General features: G+C 39.2%; 15 protein-coding genes. 8 read left to right on the top strand and 7 right to left on the bottom strand.

Going from position 1 to position 19,500, the window contains the following annotated elements:
* Positions 1-71 precede the first annotated feature (71 nt).
* On the top strand, positions 72-869 hold the full coding sequence (locus CC99x_RS00650; protein WP_057625304.1) for a 23S rRNA (adenine(2030)-N(6))-methyltransferase RlmJ: 798 nt from the start codon (positions 72-74) through the stop codon (positions 867-869).
* A gap of 46 nt (positions 870-915) precedes the next feature.
* Here the strand turns inward: CC99x_RS00650 and CC99x_RS00645 are convergent, their stop codons facing one another.
* Positions 916-1,233 (bottom strand): hypothetical protein, encoded by a 318-nt coding sequence (locus tag CC99x_RS00645; RefSeq protein ID WP_057625303.1) that lies wholly within the window; start codon positions 1,231-1,233, stop codon positions 916-918.
* A gap of 204 nt (positions 1,234-1,437) precedes the next feature.
* Positions 1,438-2,736, bottom strand: a complete 1,299-nt coding sequence (locus tag CC99x_RS00640) for an ATP-binding protein (protein ID WP_057625302.1) — start codon at positions 2,734-2,736, stop codon at positions 1,438-1,440.
* A 291-nt stretch (positions 2,737-3,027) separates the two neighbouring features.
* Between CC99x_RS00640 and CC99x_RS00635 the strand changes: the two genes are divergently transcribed.
* Positions 3,028-4,200 (top strand): class I SAM-dependent rRNA methyltransferase, encoded by a 1,173-nt coding sequence (locus tag CC99x_RS00635; protein ID WP_057625301.1) that lies wholly within the window; start codon positions 3,028-3,030, stop codon positions 4,198-4,200.
* On the opposite strand, the gene CC99x_RS00630 is transcribed toward CC99x_RS00635, so the two are convergent.
* Positions 4,192-5,481 (bottom strand): ATP-dependent DNA helicase, encoded by a 1,290-nt coding sequence (locus tag CC99x_RS00630; protein WP_057625300.1) that lies wholly within the window; start codon positions 5,479-5,481, stop codon positions 4,192-4,194. The two genes, CC99x_RS00635 and CC99x_RS00630, sit on opposite strands and share 9 nt — an antisense overlap.
* A 324-nt stretch (positions 5,482-5,805) precedes the next feature.
* On the opposite strand from CC99x_RS00630, the gene CC99x_RS00625 reads away from it, so the two are divergent.
* Together CC99x_RS00625 and crcB are read left to right on the top strand one after the other, a co-directional pair.
* A complete protein-coding gene (locus tag CC99x_RS00625; protein ID WP_057625298.1) occupies positions 5,806-7,065 on the top strand; it encodes an MFS transporter in 1,260 nt (419 codons plus the stop codon).
* Between the two features lie 148 nt (positions 7,066-7,213).
* Complete coding sequence (crcB, locus tag CC99x_RS00620) at positions 7,214-7,591, top strand: fluoride efflux transporter CrcB (RefSeq protein WP_057625297.1); 378 nt, start codon at positions 7,214-7,216, stop codon at positions 7,589-7,591.
* Positions 7,592-7,668: 77 nt separating this feature from the next.
* Here the strand turns inward: crcB and CC99x_RS00615 are convergent, their stop codons facing one another.
* The gene (locus CC99x_RS00615) at positions 7,669-9,573 is read right to left on the bottom strand and encodes an ATP-binding cassette domain-containing protein (protein WP_057625296.1); all 1,905 of its coding nucleotides are present in this window, start codon (positions 9,571-9,573) and stop codon (positions 7,669-7,671) included.
* A 307-nt stretch (positions 9,574-9,880) separates the two neighbouring features.
* Between CC99x_RS00615 and CC99x_RS00610 the strand changes: the two genes are divergently transcribed.
* The 4 genes from CC99x_RS00610 to CC99x_RS00595 all read left to right on the top strand — a co-directional run bounded on the left by CC99x_RS00610 (position 9,881) and on the right by CC99x_RS00595 (position 13,166).
* Positions 9,881-10,183 (top strand): RNA recognition motif domain-containing protein, encoded by a 303-nt coding sequence (locus CC99x_RS00610; RefSeq protein WP_057625295.1) that lies wholly within the window; start codon positions 9,881-9,883, stop codon positions 10,181-10,183.
* 170 nt (positions 10,184-10,353) lie between these two features.
* Positions 10,354-11,247, top strand: coding sequence for a hypothetical protein (locus tag CC99x_RS00605; protein ID WP_057625294.1), 894 nt, complete (start codon positions 10,354-10,356; stop codon positions 11,245-11,247).
* 222 nt (positions 11,248-11,469) lie between these two features.
* A complete protein-coding gene (gene rimK, locus CC99x_RS00600) occupies positions 11,470-12,384 on the top strand; it encodes a 30S ribosomal protein S6--L-glutamate ligase (RefSeq protein ID WP_057625293.1) in 915 nt (304 codons plus the stop codon).
* Between the two features lie 281 nt (positions 12,385-12,665).
* A complete protein-coding gene (locus CC99x_RS00595) occupies positions 12,666-13,166 on the top strand; it encodes a DUF2062 domain-containing protein (RefSeq protein WP_057625292.1) in 501 nt (166 codons plus the stop codon).
* A gap of 220 nt (positions 13,167-13,386) precedes the next feature.
* Here the strand turns inward: CC99x_RS00595 and CC99x_RS13075 are convergent, their stop codons facing one another.
* From CC99x_RS13075 to CC99x_RS00580, 3 genes are all read right to left on the bottom strand, one after another.
* A complete protein-coding gene (locus CC99x_RS13075) occupies positions 13,387-15,180 on the bottom strand; it encodes a DEAD/DEAH box helicase (RefSeq protein ID WP_057625291.1) in 1,794 nt (597 codons plus the stop codon).
* Positions 15,181-15,437: 257 nt separating this feature from the next.
* Positions 15,438-17,513, bottom strand: coding sequence for an acyl-CoA dehydrogenase family protein (locus CC99x_RS00585; protein ID WP_057625290.1), 2,076 nt, complete (start codon positions 17,511-17,513; stop codon positions 15,438-15,440).
* A gap of 111 nt (positions 17,514-17,624) precedes the next feature.
* The gene (locus CC99x_RS00580) at positions 17,625-18,944 is read right to left on the bottom strand and encodes an APC family permease (protein WP_057625289.1); all 1,320 of its coding nucleotides are present in this window, start codon (positions 18,942-18,944) and stop codon (positions 17,625-17,627) included.
* Positions 18,945-19,500: the final 556 nt, after the last annotated feature.

The following is a 19,500-nucleotide window of genomic DNA, read 5'->3' as shown; positions in this document are numbered from 1 at the left end:
ATAAAACTAACTTCAACTTGACAAAATAGGCTACATTCAATAGAGTTCCTTTCTTTTTTTTGAGCTAAACCATGTATAGCTATTTGCATCGATACCACGCAGGCAATTTCGCTGATGTGCACAAACATCTGGTGTTAATGGCAACACTCAACAAGCTGATACAGAAACCATCTCCTTTTTGTGTATTAGATGCCTTTGCTGGCGAAGGCCAGTATCGTTTAGACTCTGAAGAAAGTAAAAAGAATGCCGAATTTGAAAACGGTATTGCACCTTTGCTTAATCTAAAGCCTGCTTCTCTTCTCGTCACACAATATATTGCACTCATTCAACGCTATAATACGGAATCGCAAATTCAAACCTATCCTGGGTCACCTGAGATTATTGCAAAATACTTGCGTACAAATGATAAAGGCATTTTCATTGAAGGACATCCAAGCTGCTACCCTATTTTAAAAAATCATTTTAAAGGACAAGCAAATATACACGTACACAAACGTGATGCTTATGAAGCACTCTCTGCGCTCATTCCTTTCAAAGAAAAACGTGGTTTGGTTTTTTTAGATCCAAGTTATGAAGTAAAAAGTGAATATGAGAAGATAGCAACTCAACTGATACATTTATATGCAAAGTTTTCAAATGCTATTTATCTCATTTGGTATCCTATCTTAGTAGATGGGCATCATGAAAGATTAAAAGAAATACTCCATTCTCACGCAACACTGAAGCTTTTTCAGCATGAATTTTATCCTAAAAATACCAATCTGGCGCACAGATTAAGAGGCAGTGGCATCATACTCATTAATCCACCGTGGCAAATCGATGAGATAATTAGAGAAGCATTTACAGAGCTTGAATCAGTTTTTCTTTAGCGCTCTGCCCATTTATAGCCACTACCCATGTTTTAGAAGCTGTCTATTATGGTTTCGTTGCAATCAAGCGCTTAAAGCCTGGGCTGTAGTCTTTGTCTCTATACGGCTTGGTGTAAATGAAAAGCCTGTTTGCTTGGACATCACCTGGGATATATTCTCTGTCTATGACACAAGGCCATTTTGAATCCACTCTGCCATAACGTGAACGCAAACACTGCTCTTTTGATATCCCATGCTCACCATAACGTACAGCGGTATCTCTCTCATAGACCTGTAAATTTCCAGTATAAACATGAAACACAGCCCATGAAGCCGGTGATATTAAAACAGCTGCCAGTAATAATGAACAGGAAATTTTAAACATTTTTGCCTCTTACTTGTATACATATTACAAAATATCTGCAAGTTAAGACTGGATAATGCTAAATTAGTTCCCTGTAAAATATTTCTTATTTCAAGCCAAGTGGTCTTCGCAATTTTTTATACTGAAAAATTCATATAATACGTCATGCCAATGAAGACTAACATCCAACAGCCCTTTGGGGCACAAAACGCCTACAGAAATACTTCAGACGTCAAAGGTTCTCAACCATTTCCAAATTGGTTTAATAAAAATGTGATATTTTTTACCATTCTTCTCTATTATTTTTCCACCCTCTTCATTTTCAGTGATAATCAAACCCTCAGATAAAGAAAACTTGTCCATCGCTTCGATTAAGCCTAATTCTTCTCTTTCATTCGTTGATGAATCATGTAATTCAAGACAAACTTGAATAACTTGCTGCGTACAAGAACCATTTCTTACAACAAAATCACACTCTCTGGAACCACTATAATAAAAGATCTCATGTCCTCTACGCTTCAATTCAACAAACACAATATTTTCTAAGGTACGACCTCGATCTTCACTTGTTCTAAATCCTAAGATCTTAGCCAAAATATGGTCAACAAAATATATTTTTCTTGGAGCTTGCTGCTGAGCTTTTAGATTATCATCATACCGATTGACAAAAAAACACATAAAACTATTTTCAATGTAACGACAATAATCTGAGATCGTTGTATTACTTTTAATAATTTTACCATTGTTATTTATCATGCCAAGAAGTTTAGATAAAGTAACTTCCTTGCCACAATTACTCGCCAAATAAAAAAGTAATTTTTTTAATGCTTCAGGATTGCCTACTTTATATCTCGCTATGATGTCTCTATAAAGTATACTTTCGCATAATGAATGTAAGTATTCTGGATCTTTATTTCTTATATACGCTGGAATCCCACCTAGCTCTAAATATTTAGAATAATGCTCTCTTAAATAACCAATATCCCTAGTGCTAAAATCAACTTGCTCTAGAGGGATAAGGTCTTGTGAAAATTCTGCAAATGAAAATGGATAGATATCTAATGATATGTATCTTCCAGTCAATCTTGTTCCAAGTTCTTCACTAAATAGGTTGGCATTCGAGCCTGTCAGATATATCTTGCACCCTTTGTTATACATGCGTCGAACAAATAATTCCCATTGTGGAATATTCTGAATTTCATCAAAATAAAAATTATTCTGTTCTCCATAAAGAGAAATGAAGGTCTGATGTAAAACTTCAAAATCTTCAGATGTGAAATTAACTAATCTTTCATCTTCAAAATTAAAATAATAATCATTTTCACTTTCGCATATTCTTCTAACATGCTCCAGCAATACTGATTTGCCACATCTCCTAATACCAGAGAGAACGATTATTTCTTCATTCTGGCTAAGCTTATTCAAACTCTTTTCTATCGTTCGATGTATATACATTTTTGGCCAACGCTTATCTTCTCGTTGATCAAAAATGATACGTTTTAGCAAATCAGGTGATACACTCATAAAAAGTCTCCATTATTAATGGAAGAATAACCATAATACTATCCATTGTCAATGGATAGTATTGTGAATAACTCTCCATTTGAAATGAATGGTTACAACCATAGCTAATTTTTACAGAAACCTTAGTTTTCAGCATAAACACACTCAGAGGAACTGCACTGATTGTGATTGCCAATAAACGTAAAAAGAGAAAAGTCGTTACGGAAAAAAGCTTTCGGTTTATACGGAATGACTGTAGATTCTGCTATAATTCTCGTCTTCAATTTAAAGAGATAAGCGAAAGCCCTCCCTATGCAAAGCATCACCGTTAGAAATAATGCCATTGAAGGCATCAAAAAAGGCTGTCCCTGGCTGTTTTCCAATGCACTTTTACCACTTGAAAAGCCTATTGAAAATGGCGCACTTGTCACTATCAAATCCGCGGATCACAAGCCACTGGCGATTGGCTACTATAACAGTAGAACCAAACTTGCCTGCCGAATACTCTCAACCGATACAAGCATAGCGATTGATGAGTCTTTTTTCATTGAACGCTTTAACAAAGCATTACAATATCGTAATAAATTATTTTCCAAGCCTTATTATCGTCTCATACATGCTGAAGGTGATAGATTGCCTGGGCTTATTATTGATAGATATGACTCTGTGTTGGTATGCCAAACAACAACCCTGGGAATGGAAGCACTCAAAGACTATTGGCTCAAAGCCTTGATCCAAGTGCTGAACCCTCGAACCATTATCTTCAAAGATGATACAGCTGTACGCCAAACAGAAGGTCTTGAAACCCACATAACACTTGCTTACGGCGAAGCCATTGATGATATTAATATACTTGAAAATGACCAAATATTTAGCATTAACCCAATGGATGGCCAGAAAACAGGTTGGTTCTTCGATCAACGTGCAAATCGCGCGTGGGCCAAACAACAAGCCCACAATAAATCGGTTTTAGATCTCTATACCTATTGTGGTGGTTTTGGTATTCAAGCATTGAGCGGTGGCGCACGATCGGTGACCTTTGTGGATAGATCAGCGGATGCAATCAATCATATTGAAAAATCACTGCAACATTTCCCCAATCAACAACACGCTTGCATTAAAGCAAATGCGTATAGCTTTTTGGAAGAAGCCATTGAAGAAGGCCAGCATTTTGACTTGGTTATCGCTGATCCACCTGCTTTTATTAAATCAAAAACAGACAAAGGTTCTGGACTTCGCGGTTATCAAAAACTTGCGCGTTTATGTGCACAAGTTGTCAGTAAAAAAGGTATTTTACTGATTGCCTCTTGTTCACATCATGCTTCCCTATCAGAATTTAAAAAAGAAGTTTTGGCAGGCATACAGAAAAGTGGTCGAACTGCGCAGCAAATTTATCAAGGCGAAGCAGACAAAGATCATCCTGTGCATCCACAGCTCAAACAAACACGTTATCTAAAAGCACTCGGATTTGAGTTCTTACAATAGATTCAATGCACGTGCGATTCTTGGATCAGTGTCGATGTGTCGTTTCTGAATGGGTTGTTTTAAAACAATTCCCTCCAGAGTGGTACATCGACTCAAAGCGACATACAATTGTCCTGGCACAAAGGTACCACGCCCCAAATCAATAACAACTTTTTCAAAAGTCTTACCTTGGCTTTTATGAATGGTAATTGCCCATGCCAATCTAACGGGAAATTGTGTAAAAGTGCCGACAGGCTCTGATACAATTTTATTATCCGCCAAAGAAAAACGATATACTTCCCAGGTAAAGGGCTGAACGGCTACTTGCTCTTTGCTATCTTGCAAAAGAACCATGAGTGTTTTTTTGCCGCTTTTCTCAGTAATTGCTTTGATCACACCAATGGAACCATTGACCCAACGTTTATTGGCATCATTATTAATCAACATCACTTGCGCCCCCACCTTATACTGCATTCTTTCTAAGGTTGGAAAATATTCTCGTGTAAAATCCCCCACTACTTTTGCTTTTGTGGCATACAATTCACCAGGCAATCTATCTAAATGGCCTTGATTGATTTCATCTGCCTTTTGATTAGTGGTTGTGAGATGTATATAAAAATCCTCTGTATTGTGTTGCGCATCTATTTGAATATAACGCTGATTCAGGTTCTTGAGATCGTCAAAGTTAATGTTATTGTTTCTGACTTGATTTAAGAGTTTGACAAAATGTTCATCTTTTTGACGATATATTTTCGTCAATTCAATGCACTTAAAACTGATTTCTTTGAACACATGCGCGCTAAAGAAAAAAGGAGATTCATAATGCGTTTTGAAAATATGTCTCTCATCTTGCGTAACAACAGGTGGTAACTGATACAAATCTCCCACAAAAATCATCTGCACGCCACCAAATGGCTCATATTCATCTGGGCCATAGAGTCTTAAAAAAGCATCTACGCAATCTAATAAATCTGCTCTTACCATCGATACTTCATCGATGATAATGGTTTTGAGTTTTTTATATAAGCGTTTAGCATAAGGCTCAATTTCTTTATTGACTATTTTTTCAACGGTCACATCAATATAAAAATTAAAAAAGCTATGAATGGTTTGCCCTTTGACATTGAGTGCAGCAACACCTGTAGGTGCTAAAACAACTGGATTTTTTTGAGAATGTTGGCAATAGTAATCCAACAGAGTCGATTTGCCTGCACCTGCTTTACCTGTAATAAACAAATGATCTTGGCTATGTTCCATTTGATCAATGGCGTCTTCAAATTCAGCGCTTATTTCAAGTTTCATTACTAACTCTTTGAGAAGGGGACAGATGGAAGGTGATCAGAGGGGCTATTCTAAGAAGCGAAACGCAAGTGTGTCAATCTTTAATAGCCTTTGTTGTAATGTATAAGATGTATAGACATCCTGCTAAACCTCGTGTTTTTCTACCATTCTATCTGTTAATCCCTGTAGCAAGCTTGAGTAAGCTATTTAAACATGTTAGATTTGGATGGCTTACTCTTTATCAAATTGAATTAATTTACATCTATCCGGCCAGTGGCCTGGTGTTTTATATTGCTCATTTACTATTAAGAAAAAAATAATAATTCTAAAGCTCTAGAGGTACCCATGGCTGTTAAGCAGAAAAATTCAGTTGCTTGGTTCGTTTGGTTTTTGGCTTCATTTTTTTATGCTTACCAGTACATCTTAAGGGTCTTACCCAACATCATGATGCCTGACATCATGCAAAAATATCACATTGATGCAGGCGTGTTTGGCCAATATTCAGGTCTTTATTATTTGGGCTATGCAGGTATGCACATACCCCTAGGCTTATTGCTTGATAAATATGGACCAAAGAAAATTCTGCCTATTTGCATGATTTTAACCGTGATTGGTATTATTCCAATGCTTGCCAGCGACGTATGGATTTACCCTGTCTTAGGTCGTTTCTTAATTGGTATTGGTTCATCCGCAGCTATTTTAGGGGTGTTTAAAGTTATTCGCATGACCTTTAGTGAACAACGCTTTACACGCATGCTCGGCTTTTCTGTCACCATAGGCTTATTAGGTGCTATTTATGGCGGCCAACCTATCAACTACATGTTAAATACCTTTGGCTATGAAACAGTTCTTAAAATCATTGCTACTTTAGGCGTAGTATTGGCCTGCATTACTTATTGGGTAGTTCCAGCGATTACAACTGCTACAGAGTCTACACCCGCTTGGCAAGATATACGTTCCGTTCTTACTAATAAGAAAGTACTTACCATCTGTTTATTAGCCGGTATGATGGTTGGGCCTTTAGAAGGCTTCGCCGATGTTTGGGGTAAACAATACCTGATGACTGCTTATGGTTTATCAGATGCATTAGCCGCAACCATGCCCTCGCTGATCTTCCTGGGTATGTGTGTAGGCTCAACTGCAATGAGTTTATTCGCAGAAAAGACAAAAGCCTATTTTGAAATTATCATTGTCAGTGCTTTGGGTATGGGAGGTATTTTCTCCATTCTGTTACTAGGCTACTTCTCCGTGACCTATATGTCTGTTGCCTTTGGACTTGTGGGTGTCTTGTGCGCCTATCAAATTCTCGCCATCTATAAAGCATCTACTTATGTTTCAGAGAGACTGGTCAGTTTAACCACAGCCATTGCCAACATGATTATCATGACCTTTGGCTATGTTTTTCATAGCATCATCGGCAAAGTCATTAATCTATTCTGGGATAACGCTTACTATAACAGTAAGCCACTTTACAGTGTTGAATCCTTTACTTTTGGTTTGAGTATTATTCCTATTGGCTTAATACTGGCTGCAACGGGCTTCACTATCTTTTTCTTGAAAGACAAACAACAAACCGTTTGTAAATCTGAAGCCACTGCACTATAAGCCACTCAATAACATAGTACCGCTCAGTTAAGAAATGAAGGAATATAGCTATCTTCCCTTGGAGGCAAGGGAAGAGGCTCACTAACGTGAGCAGATGGATTTTTTTTAAAATCCCTTCGCTCAAAAATATCCGCAAAGGACGATGCGCATGAACCATTCTCTACTTATCTTCATTGGCGCCGGTATAGGCGGGGTGTTGCGATACTGGGTATCCAGTACCACACATCATTGGACAGGAAAATCTTTTCCCTTGGGCACCTTGCTTGTAAATGTCAGTGGCTGTCTACTTATTGGCTTCTTATTCATTTTGATATTGAATCGCTTTCATTCTCTGTCCCTCATCCTACGCCCCTTATTACTGGTAGGCTTTTTAGGTGGCTATACCACTTTCTCTGCCTTTTCTATTGAAACACTGCATTTATTTGAACAAGGTGCTTGGTCCTTCGGCTTAATCAATATCATACTCAACACTTTACTTTGTTTGCTTGCAGTTTGGCTTGGTGCCTTCGCTGCCCGAATGTTCTGAGTTCTTATTGGCACAATTGAGCATACTGGCATGTGCTCAATAATGCACTTATACTCAAGTGCACTGGATACAGTGCACTATGCACGAGCATCTAATTCTTCCCAGCGCACATAAGCCACAGACAACTCCGCTTTTAATTTTTCTAGTTGCTGCGTCACAGAATGAATCTCTTCTTGTGGCAGTTGATAAAAACCTGCATCACACATACGATTTTCTAGTTGCTTAATCGTCGCTTCAAGTTTTTCAATGCTTGATAATAAAGTAGACAATTCCCGTTGCTCGTTAAAACTTAATTTTGATTTAGCAGTTGCTTTGTTTGTCTCAACAGGCTTTGTCGTTTTGTGATTTTTTGTTTGTTGCGAAGCCTTGGCTTGATTTTTCTCAAACTGCTCTCGCCGCTCTAACCAATCAGTATAACCACCGACATTAATGCTAATTTGCCCACCTTTTTCAAAGGCGATGCAGTGGGTCGCAATGTTATCAATAAATTCTCTATCATGGCTGATAATGATGACTGTGCCTTGATAGTTAAGCAACAATGTTTCTAACACATCTAATGACTCTATATCTAAATCATTGGTCGGCTCATCCAAAACAAGAAGATTCGCTGTTTTAGAAAAGAGTTTTGCCAACATTAATCGATTTTGCTCTCCACCCGATAATGTTTTGGCAAGCATTCTGCATTTTGCAGGAGAAAAGAGAAAATCACCCAAATAGCCAATCACATGCTTTGTTCGGCCTTGAATTTCAATTTGATCATCTCCTTCTGCAACATTTTCCATAACGGTTGCCTCTGGTACCAAATGCTCTCGATTTTGATCAAAGAAAGCAACTTGGTTCTTAGGACTATGTTTGATGGTACCTGCGGTAGGTTCTAGTAAACCCATCAGTAATTTTACCAATGTGGTTTTGCCGGTACCATTTTGACCTACGATGGCAATTTTATCGCCACGTTGAATGGTAAAACTAAAATCTTTAATGAGCGCTTTGCGTCCCGGGTAACCAAAAAAGACATTCTCTGCTTGAATAACAGTTTTACCACTGGTAATAGCTTCATTAATTTCAAATTTTGGTTTTTCTTTAATGGTTCTACGTTGTGAGCGCTCTTCACGCAAAGCAATCAATGCGCGTACACGCCCCTCATTTCGCGTTCTTCTTGCTTTGACGCCTTGACGAATCCATTGTTCTTCATCTGATAATTTTTTATCAAACAGCGCATTATGGCGCTCTTCTTCCATCATCATCTGTTCTTTACGTTGCAAATAGACATCATATTCTGGAGGGAATGAGGTGAGTTTTCCTCTATCTAATTCCACAATACGCGTCGCTATCTTGCGTAATAATGCTCTATCATGGGTAATAAAAATAATAGTCTTAGGGTAGTTGAGCAATAATCCTTCTAACCATTGAATGGCGGCAAGATCTAAATGATTGGTTGGCTCATCCAACAATAAAATATCCGGCTCTTGTACCAAAGCCGCTCCCAATGCAACCCGCCTTCTCCAACCTCCAGATAAAGCAGACATTTTGGCATCTGCTGGCAAGGAAAGTGCTTGTATAACTTTTTCAATGCGTAATTGAATCTGCCAGCCATCTAAATGCTCTATTTTCTTTTGCAGATCATGCACTTGATTCATCCATGCTTCATCATGCCCTTCAAGTTGCGCTGTTAAATGGTGATATTGAAGCAATAAATCTCTGAGATCACTCAAACCATCTGACACCGCTTCATACACGGTCATATCACCTACTTCTGGCAATTCTTGTGCAAGCCGAGAAATCCGTACATAGCTTGGTTTTAGTATTTCTCCCGATTCAGGACTAATCTTTCCAGAAAGCATTCTGAGCAAAGTTGATTTACCTTCTCCATTACGACCAATCAATGCAATGCGCTCTTTGGGATGAATATCCAGATTTACTTTATCCAGTAAGGGAAACTGACCAACAGAGAAATAAATGTTTTTTAAAGTTAAGATTGGCATAAGGATCACAGCACCGACTTTATCTTGGGAGGGGCATTATATCAGCTCCTGCCCAATATGATTAATCTACGAAAGCTCTAGCTAAGGCTCTCTTGCTGAGAGAGCTGTCCAGCAAAATATTCTTAGTTTGATGACTTTTTGCGAAATTAAAAGAAATTATCGGGAATTGCACACCTTTGGTCTCAGATACTTGCAATTTCATGGGATTGAGATATAGTGCGAGGTCAGACAAAGTCCATATTAAAGCAATATGTTCGCTTTAAGTACTCTGTCCTGTTAATTTTCAATATATCTAAGGTAACATGCTATGCAAACTAAAATATATGTTGGTAACTTGAGCTACTCAGTTACAGAACATGATTTACGTCAATTTTATTCTGAATTCGGTTCTATCAGTGAAGTAATTATTCCTCAAGACCGTGAAACTGGTAAAGCAAGAGGTTTTGCTTTCGTCAGCTTCGAAAACCAAGCTGATGCACAAAATGCACTTAGCACCAACGGCAAAGAATTCATGGGCCGAAATCTGAAAGTAAATATTGCAAAAGAGCGTGAAGCCGGTGGTAGCAGCCGTTCTAGCGGTGGCGCTGGTAGAAGCCGTGGTGGCTGGTAGTTAATTCTTTTGAATTAAGCCGATCACTAAAAAAGCAAGTCTATTAACTTAGCCTTGCTTTTTTTTTGCCTCTTTTTCAATATGTCCCCCTCTCTTTTGCACACCTAAATTCGCTTCCTAAAAGACAACCCGATACTATACCCTTATGATAAGATCAAAAGGATTTGGTTTTGTTGCTCGAATTCTTAAAACAAATCACGCTTAATAATTTCTTAGCATCTACAGCCAAAAGATTTGGTCTCTATGCAGCGGAATATGGCTTATTGAACCTTGTTGCACCCGCTTGGATATCAACACCTTTACGTTACAGCCTCATGACCGCCACAGGCTCTGCGAGCAAACGCCTCTTTTGGTGGGTTATTTCACCCAAACCAGAGCAGCATTTTCTAGATCAACCACTCGTTTTTATAGGTAACGAAGAAGAACTAAGTGATTTGTCTTTTGTGGTTGTTAATCCAAGCAGTAATGGCTATCAGCTAAACTACAAAACGATTCAAACCAGAATCAAAGACTCTACCAAGGCAGCTATCAATAGCGCTGGTAACTATATACTGAACATTACAATGAACGATCTCATGGAAGGCACCGGAGCGACCATTGGATCAAGTATTGCCGCCGGTGCCTTTGTGATTTTTATGGGACCGCCGTCTTTGTTCACTTTGCCAACCTATTTTCTGATGGAGGGGCCTGCCAAAAGCTTTGGTGCTTTTTGTGGTCGCAAAGCAGGAAAGCATCTATTAGGACCCCATGTCCTAAAACCAGTATTACAAGCGACTTTCACTACAACGTGCGTAAAACAAGACACCGCAAAGCAAACAAACGATGATGCCGAACTGAGCGACTTGATTGCAAAGCTCAATGAATTAAAATTAACAACAACAGATGACATCATTGATTCTTTCGAATGGCTCGATGTTGATCAATCGCTCAAGCAACCTATTGTGACACTTTATCACCCTGGGCCATGGCAAATCATTGAAAATTATTGTGGAGAACAACACACCCCACCCACCACTTCTAATGCAGCTCTAGCTTTACAAACTCAATCTAAAAGGGTGATATAAAAACAATTATTTTGAATGATAACTTATTCGTGCTAAGAAAAAAATGCAGAAGGAATGGCTTTTACCCATAATATGTTTATTATGAGAGCCTTCTTATTTACCTTGTCTTTTTTTAATACGATTAACCATGTTAAGCAACACGTCACTTGCTATAGACAGCAAGCTTTTATCTATGTTTGCAATTTAACATACAAAATTTCTTAAATTTATAGGAGCGCATTCATGAGAATTGGTATTCTATCACGCAACGCTAAGTTGTATTCCACCAGACGACTGGTAGAAGCTGCAACGGAGCGTGGGCATGATGCAAAGGTGATAGATGTACTGAATTGCTATATGAATATCACTGCCAATAAGCCAACTGTTTTTTATAAGGCTCGAGACAAAAAACAATTACTGAAATTTGATGCAGTTATTCCAAGAATTGGCTCCTCTGTCACTGCCTATGGCACTGCTGTATTACGTCAGTTTGAAGTTGCGGGCGTATACTGCATGAATGAATCCATTGCGATTACGCGTTCAAGAGATAAATTACGCGCTCATCAATTACTTGCACGCAAAGGTGTGGGGATGCCTATCACAGGTTATGCGCATTCTGCGGATGCAACGGATGAACTCATTTCCTTTGTAGGAGGTGCCCCTCTCGTTGTAAAAATCATCGAGAGCACGCATGGCAGTGGCGTTGTTTTGGCGGAAACCAATAAAGCCGCTGAAGTATTGATCAATGCTTTTAGAAGTTTAGATGCTAATTTTCTTGTGCAAGAATTTATAAAAGAAGCTAATGGTTCTGATATTCGATGCTTTGTCGTCAATGACAAAGTTATCGCTGCTATGCAACGCTCTGCTGTAGAAGGAGAATTCCGATCCAATTTACACAGAGGAGGCACAGCAACACTCGTCAAATTAAAACCAGAAGAACGCCAGCTCGCTGTACGTGCTGCCAAAGTCATGGGCTTAGATGTTGCCGGTGTTGATATTATTCGCTCTGCACATGGCCCTCTTGTTTTAGAAGTCAATTCCTCTCCTGGCTTACGCGGCATTGAAGAAGCCACCGGCAAAGATGTAGCGGGCGCTATTATTGAATACATTGAGAAAGATGCACTCAAAGGTCCTAATAAAATGAAAGGCACTGGCTGATTAATCTTATACTCACTTCTCTATAAATATAAAAATGATGCTGTATTTTTCTATAATTTTGAATATATACGCATATCATTTTTCATATCAATGAGGAATAGATAATTCTTTACATGATCGCTATTAAATTTATTTAAATATCTGAAAAAATAAGTATATATAGCTAAAGCATATGAGACAAATGGGGTAGCTCACCAGGCCAACAGACTAGACAAAAGTTGCTTAAGCGCCTATGATCTTAGGTTTTGAATTATCTGCATCTAAGGGGGGAACGTTTAGATATGGCAAAGCAATTTATTAAACGATTCCTACCCCATCCTCATCAATTACAAAATCACAAAGTACTCAAACTTTTTGGCACACTACTAACAAATCCAAACCTCTGGCATTTAAATCGCTATTCTGTAGCAACGGCTGTCAGTATCGGCTTATTTGTTGCTTATATCCCTTTCGTAGGCCATATGCTGATTGCCGCGCTATTTGCCATTTGGTTGCGTGCAAACTTAGCCATTGCTGTATTATTAGTATGGATTGTTAACCCCTTCACTATGGTACCTATGTTTGGCTTTGCTTATTTTGTGGGCGCTAAAATACTAGGTATGTCGATGACAGATGTACATTTTCATTCATGGGGGATCTGTAAAGAAATATGGGAGCCACTACTTCTTGGCAGCATTGTCTGTGGTGGTGTACTTGCTATTATTGGCAATTTTTCAGTGCGAATTTTCTGGCGTATACAGATTGCAAAAGCTTGGAAATTACGCCAACTTCAAAGAAGATAGAGAGTTATAGTCACAGCACATGAGTTTTCGGGTAGGCGTCAAGCCTCGAGCAACCGGAGTGTACATATTAGTACATGAGGATTGCGAGAGGGCGAAGACAACACCCCTGACATTGTGCCCCTTGCGGGTAAAACTCATATGCGAAGACTATACAGCAAGATTGCATTTGTACAGATACAATCTTACTGTTAAATCACTCATATTAGCTTAGAAGCTATATCTACTCTTCGTGTCCATATTCTTCTCGCGCTAGTTTTTTACGCTGACGAGAAGATTCTCTTGTTCTTTCATTGGGATTTTCAGTATTGCGCTTTTTAAACGGCGCTCTAGAACCCTGCTCAAAACCTCTACCTTGACCAGCCTTTTCTTCACGTGATTTAAAGCCAGTCTCAGCTCTTCTTTCAAAATTTCTTGCAGGTCTTGCCCTATTATCCTCTTGTCTGGCTCTAAAGGGCGCGCCAGAACCTTGCTCAAAGCTTCTGCCTCTTGTGGGCTTTTCTTCACGTGCTTTAAAACCAGACTCTGCTCTTCTTTCAAAATTTCTTGCAGGTCTTGCCCTATTATCTTCTTGTCTGGCTCTAAAGGGCGCACCAGAACCTTGCTCAAAATTTCTGCCTCTTGTGGGCTTTTCTTCGCGTGGTTTAAAGCCAGACTCTGCTCTTCTTTCAAAACTTCTTGCAGGTTTTGCTCTATTATCTTCTTGTCTGGCTCTAAAGGGCGCACTAGAAGGTTGTTCAGAACTTCTACCTCTATTGCCACTACCTGTTCTCTCTGTAGAAGAGGAATGAGAGCGACGCTCTTGTGGGCGCTGCGCATTTCCACCCGTACGTCTTACCGGCTTTGTATGATGATGACTTTTTTCCGCAGGAGAGGGCAAATTATGTCTAGGCTCAAAGGAATCAATTTCTTGACGCTGAATTTTAGCTTTAATCAATCGTTCAATATCAAGCAATTGCTTAATTTCATCCGCACTGACCAATGAGATTGCTTGACCTTCTGCGCCTGCCCGACCTGTACGACCAATACGATGCACATAGTCTTCTGGAATATTGGGCAAATCAAAGTTAACCACAAAGGGGAGCTGATCAATATCTAGTCCGCGTGCAGCAATATCGGTTGCTACTAGAATTTGAATTTTACCCTGTTTGAATTCAGCGAGTGCCTTTGTGCGCTGAGCTTGGCTTTTATTGCCATGGATAGCAAGCGCTTCAATGCCATCTAAATGCAAAGATTTAACCAGCTTATTTGCGCCATGTTTGGTACGGCAGAAAATCAGCGCTTGATACCACTGCTTTGTTTGGATCAAATGACTTAAGAGTTCTGCTTTGCGCATCTTATCAACAGGATAAACAACTTGAGAGATACCTTTTGCGGTAGTGTTTCTAGGTGCTACATTGATCTCAATGGGGTTATGCAATAAGCCTTTTGCTAAGGCAAAAATATCATTCGAAAAAGTGGCAGAAAATAAAAGATTTTGTCTATTTTTAGGAAGCAACGACAACACACGTCGAATGTCTTTGATAAATCCCATGTCTAGCATTCTATCTGCTTCATCTAAGACAAGAACGCTTAACTCATTAAATTTTACTGCATTTTGCTCATAGAGATCCATTAATCTGCCAGGGGTTGCAATCAAAATATCTACGCCGCGTTCTAAAGCTTGAATTTGAGGATTGATTTTTACACCACCAAATACAGCCGCTGATTTTAATTTTAAATTCTTGCCATATGCAAAAGTACTTTCTTCAATTTGCGCGGCTAATTCACGCGTAGGCGCCAATATTAATGTGCGGATATACCGCGGTTTGACAGGTGGTAATTTACTTAATTTTTGTAATATAGGCAGTACAAAACCTGCCGTTTTACCTGTTCCTGTCTGTGCAGAAGCCATCACATCTTTACCTTGCAAAATAGCAGGTATGGTTTGTGCCTGAATAGGAGAAGGTGTTTGATAACCCTTTTCTTCAACTGCAAGGAGAATGGCTTCGATTAAACCAAGAGATTTAAATGTCATGAGAATTCCTGAAAAAGATGAATTTATTTTGTAACTACACACTCTGTACGAGGGAAAGTCTCTTCTCCTTCGTTTGCGAGGGTTTTAGGACAAGTAGTCACTGTGATTTTTGCCAAAGTTAAGCTGCTCAGTATATCACATCTTAAAGATAAATGAGCGCCTATCTTTTGTGACAGATAGGCAATCATCAATTCTAAATAAAGCTATATATTTCAATTAATTAAAAAAGTTACTTGACTAAAAATATGAATTGCTTTCTAGAGCCTTGCCCGCAGGTGCGCTGAATAGATAGGTTCTGACAAAGACAGCTCATCTGTCGCAGACGCTGAAACAGGTGCTTTGGTGCCACGCTTTAAATCATGCCATATCGTTAAATGCCGCATGCCCTCCATCAAACCATCAATATCCACTTCCTTCTCTGGTAGAGTAAATAAGCGCTTGCGCAGTAATGCAACAAAGTCACTTTGCCCCACCAATTCCTTCTCAAAATCATTAAAATGCGGTACGAGTCTTTGCAAACATTCTGATTGTTGTTCTTTTAAACGCTTAAAAGATGCTTGCGTTGGCACAAAACCATCCACTTTGGACAAACAATACTTCAATAGAGTCGTCAATTTATCTGTGCCTTGAAAAGCATATTGTTCTTTTAAAGCTTCGGAATGAAAAAAGGCCTGCACGAATTCTTCTTGATAGACACAGGTTGCCATATACTCTGCTAAATCTCTCATCTTTTCATTCGTGTGCGATGAAGCCTCTTTGGAAAATATTTCTAATACCGATAAAGCTGTCCAAAGATGTGCCATTTTAATAATGAATATCTGACAATCATTCCAAATACGTGCTTGATGTGCTTCTTTTTCCTCTTTAGACAGTGCTTTGTCATAGCCTGATTGCAACTTTAAACTCAAAGCCAATACCAAATACCAACATCCTTGCTGCATATGCTCCAGCAGTGGCGTTTCCCCCCAAAGACGAGGTCGTATTTGATTAAACATTTTCCAAATCATTGGCACGTCTCGAGAAAAATTAAATCCTTTGGTCATCATCATCAGCGAAATCAAGAGATCACCAGGCACTTTTTGCGCTATGACAGGATTGTCTCCCTCATAAGTGCAGCTTGCAACCCAATCTTTGAATACAAACTCTAAATTATGACCTAATACAGGAAAAGAGTGCGCGGAAGTATAATAATAGCGCATCTCATCTAATAATTTATGTGCATACTCTGTCGTCAATACTTTCATACCTGTCGCAAGCGTATCGTTCCCACCTTGCTTTAAGGCTTGAAATAAGTGTTTTTTTGCAAAATGCAGGCCATAGGTACGCGCAATCCATTTTGCCAATGTTGCTGCATTAGGCGATAAGCGATGACTGTCACGCATTTGCATTAAAATACTCAAATTGACATTGATCAGAGAATGGCTGGTTGCCGCAATAAAAGTGCGACCATATTGAATGCTACTGTATAAACTCAACATTGGAGCTGCTACTAATTTTTGATGCACGCCCTGATTTGAGAGCGAGACAATATTGTGCATCATTAAGTTATCACGCGGAATACGAACATCTTGAAAACGAATGAGACCATTATATACACCATTAAGCCCCATTTTCTCGCCCATATCTTCAACCGAAACACCTGCTTTTGGCTCATTCGTAACGACATTACGCATTGGCACCAAGAAAGCATGCGGGCCTTTATGCACCCATTCTCCCTCATGAGGAACAAACAATTGCGCAATCACAACCCCAATATGCGCATACCCTGAATTTCCTATCCAACATTTTCTTGCAGTTAAGCTGTGATATCTTGCTTGCTCATCATCCCAATATTGCAATTTTCCATTTTGATAAACCCAATTAAAATTATCGATGATCAGCTGATCTGACTCAGGCTCATATCGCGCCGTTGTCTCAATACCTTTGACATTAGAACCATGCCCTACCTCTGTCATCGCCAAACATCCCCAAAGATTGCCCTTTGCAATGTCAGGAAGATAATGTGCACAGAGTTCTGGAGAAGCAAGATTTAACAAAGAACCACCCGCCAATAAATATTGCACACCTAAAGCTGTTGCAAAAGATCCCCCACCCGCAAGACCTAATAATTCAAAAGTAAAGAAAAAACGTTCAGGATTTTGTTTTAGATCATGAATATTAAGAACATTGGCATTGAGGACAAATTGTATTGCCTCTAAAGTCGCTTTACGTTGCAGATGATAATTGGGAAAGGTGCGATGCAATCTTGCCACCAATTCATCTAAAACAGGTTTAAGCGCAGGACTATAATAAGGGTTAAAGAGTGATGAGGGTGTGGGTTGAAAATCTAGCATAAAATCTATCCTCAGTGTAACTACACAACATTGAGGCACATTCTAACAAAGGAAGGTTTTTATACAAGTCTAAGCAATCTTTAGCCTTGTCTCCATCATTGAGAAGCGGCTTTATTCTGCTAATGCCGCTTCTGTCACGACCGGATTCATAATCATCCGCTTTAATTTTTTACGTCGAAAAAAGTACACGGGCAAGCCACTGAATACAAATAAGCTTGAAAGTAATAAGGTCATCACGGGTGTAGAAGCGATAATCCACAGGCAAAACCCTAAAGAAACTAAGCCACATAACCACTGCCATAGAGGAATGACTTTCTTTTCTTGCCAAATAATTTTCAAGAAAGCCAAGCAGCACAATACATAAACAAATAAAAAAGAGACAACAGATAAATCTATAATGGTATTTACTTTCTCTGTTAAGCTTTCATTTTGAGTCAAAAATAGAAAAAATATTGAGCCAATACAACTAATCATCAAGGGCACCACAGGCACACCATGCTTGTTGGTTTGTGCAAAAAACTTTGGCATCAAGCCATCTTGGGTAATACCCAGAGCAATCTGACCACTCGCTAAAGTCCAGCTGTTAATAGCACCAATGCAAATAATGGCGGCAACCAAGGAAATAAACAGATACCAGTATCCACCAAAAACAATTCTCGCAGCATCTGCATAAGGTGCTTCAGAATTGATGAGTTCAGCACTTGGAATAACGCCCATGATTCCCAGACTTGAGATAAAGTAAACAATGGCAACAAAAATAGTGCCAATAATTAAGGCTGGTGGAATAATACGCTTAGGATTGCTTACTTCGCTGGCAGCCGTGGTTGCTGACTCAAAACCGATAAATCCCCAAAAAGTGAGAATAACCACACTATTTAAAACAGAAGAGGTCTCTTCTGGCTCAATCTCAAGTTTAGCAAAATTACCACTATCAAAGAAGAACAATGCCGCGACAGGCACGACGATAAGCGGGATCATCTTCAAAGCAATGACAACAAATTTAGTACGACTTGCAGCGCTTACCCCTTTACAGTTAAAAGCGCAAATCGCAATCATTAACAAGGCTTCCAGCACAAAATATACTTGGGAAGACTGCTCACCTATAAACGGGGTTAAGTAACCTACCGCTGATGTCACAATAGCAATTGTGCTGATCCAAGAGATAACCCAATAGGTCCAGCCAGTAAAAAATGCGGCAGAAGATCCAAATGCTTCATGGACATAAACATTAGGTCCACCTGTTCTTGGAAAGCGCACACATAACTCAGAAAACATGACGGCTAATAAAATTGCGCCCATGCTGGAAATGATCCAACCTATTAAGGTGAGTTTGCCGTAAAACGCTAAGCTGGCAGGAAGCACGAGGCCAGAGCCAATCTGGCTAATTGACACCAACTCAAACACAGACCAAAAGCCAATTTTATTAGACATAACTTGCCTCGAAACTTACCGAGCTTTTTAAAAATAGGTTGGTTGCGCAACCCGTTTAACCACTGTGTTTTAAGGTGGTGAGGACAGAAGAATCTACCCTTGATTTAAGACAACCTTTTATCATAGATCTTTGCTTTAGGTAAATACTGAAAGCCTTAAACGCTTAAGAAAAAAAGACAAAGTGCAAACCTCCGTCAAATGCGGGACTTGCTGCAATTTCTGAGGTGTCTCAAACATTCAATTTGGCACTGTAGTGCCCCAGGAAAAGGTAAGCATACAAGATGGACTCCCCTATTGCCTCCAACTAAAATTTCCCCAGCCTTTCATTTTTGTAGAGGTGCTTTTTTGGCCTAGAGCACAAGCTAACGCTTAATATATTTTAAGAACGGCTGGTAGCTTTAAACAGAATGAAGCATTGTCATACTTATTAAGTAAAATCGCTATCATGATGATAGCAGCATTAAGATTGCAAATAATAAAACAATGCGACAGTTTGCTAAACTCACCCGTATTCCGTGTCTCATTAAACAGGCAGTACTATTCTCCAGTCTGTCAG

Origin of the sequence: Candidatus Berkiella cookevillensis (assembly GCF_001431315.2) — a bacterium.
Classification (GTDB): domain Bacteria; phylum Pseudomonadota; class Gammaproteobacteria; order Berkiellales; family Berkiellaceae; genus Berkiella_A; species Berkiella_A cookevillensis.
Note: the sequence above shows the minus strand (reverse complement) of the source record. Positions and strands in the feature narration are given on the sequence as shown.

Excerpts from the sequence above, each read along its gene's own strand:
- CC99x_RS00625 (WP_057625298.1), top strand. The coding sequence starts at position 5,806 with ATGGCTGTTAAGCAGAAAAATTCAGTTGCTTGGTTCGTTTGGTTTTTG.
- CC99x_RS00580 (WP_057625289.1), bottom strand. The coding sequence starts at position 18,944 with ATGTCTAATAAAATTGGCTTTTGGTCTGTGTTTGAGTTGGTGTCAATT.
- CC99x_RS00640 (WP_057625302.1), bottom strand. The coding sequence starts at position 2,736 with ATGAGTGTATCACCTGATTTGCTAAAACGTATCATTTTTGATCAACGA.
- CC99x_RS00645 (WP_057625303.1), bottom strand. The coding sequence starts at position 1,233 with ATGTTTAAAATTTCCTGTTCATTATTACTGGCAGCTGTTTTAATATCA.
- CC99x_RS00650 (WP_057625304.1), top strand. The coding sequence starts at position 72 with ATGTATAGCTATTTGCATCGATACCACGCAGGCAATTTCGCTGATGTG.
- CC99x_RS00615 (WP_057625296.1), bottom strand. The coding sequence starts at position 9,573 with ATGCCAATCTTAACTTTAAAAAACATTTATTTCTCTGTTGGTCAGTTT.
- rimK (WP_057625293.1), top strand. The coding sequence starts at position 11,470 with ATGAGAATTGGTATTCTATCACGCAACGCTAAGTTGTATTCCACCAGA.
- CC99x_RS00595 (WP_057625292.1), top strand. The coding sequence starts at position 12,666 with ATGGCAAAGCAATTTATTAAACGATTCCTACCCCATCCTCATCAATTA.
- crcB (WP_057625297.1), top strand. The coding sequence starts at position 7,214 with ATGAACCATTCTCTACTTATCTTCATTGGCGCCGGTATAGGCGGGGTG.
- CC99x_RS00630 (WP_057625300.1), bottom strand. The coding sequence starts at position 5,481 with ATGAAACTTGAAATAAGCGCTGAATTTGAAGACGCCATTGATCAAATG.
- CC99x_RS13075 (WP_057625291.1), bottom strand. The coding sequence starts at position 15,180 with ATGACATTTAAATCTCTTGGTTTAATCGAAGCCATTCTCCTTGCAGTT.
- CC99x_RS00585 (WP_057625290.1), bottom strand. The coding sequence starts at position 17,513 with ATGCTAGATTTTCAACCCACACCCTCATCACTCTTTAACCCTTATTAT.
- CC99x_RS00610 (WP_057625295.1), top strand. The coding sequence starts at position 9,881 with ATGCAAACTAAAATATATGTTGGTAACTTGAGCTACTCAGTTACAGAA.
- CC99x_RS00635 (WP_057625301.1), top strand. The coding sequence starts at position 3,028 with ATGCAAAGCATCACCGTTAGAAATAATGCCATTGAAGGCATCAAAAAA.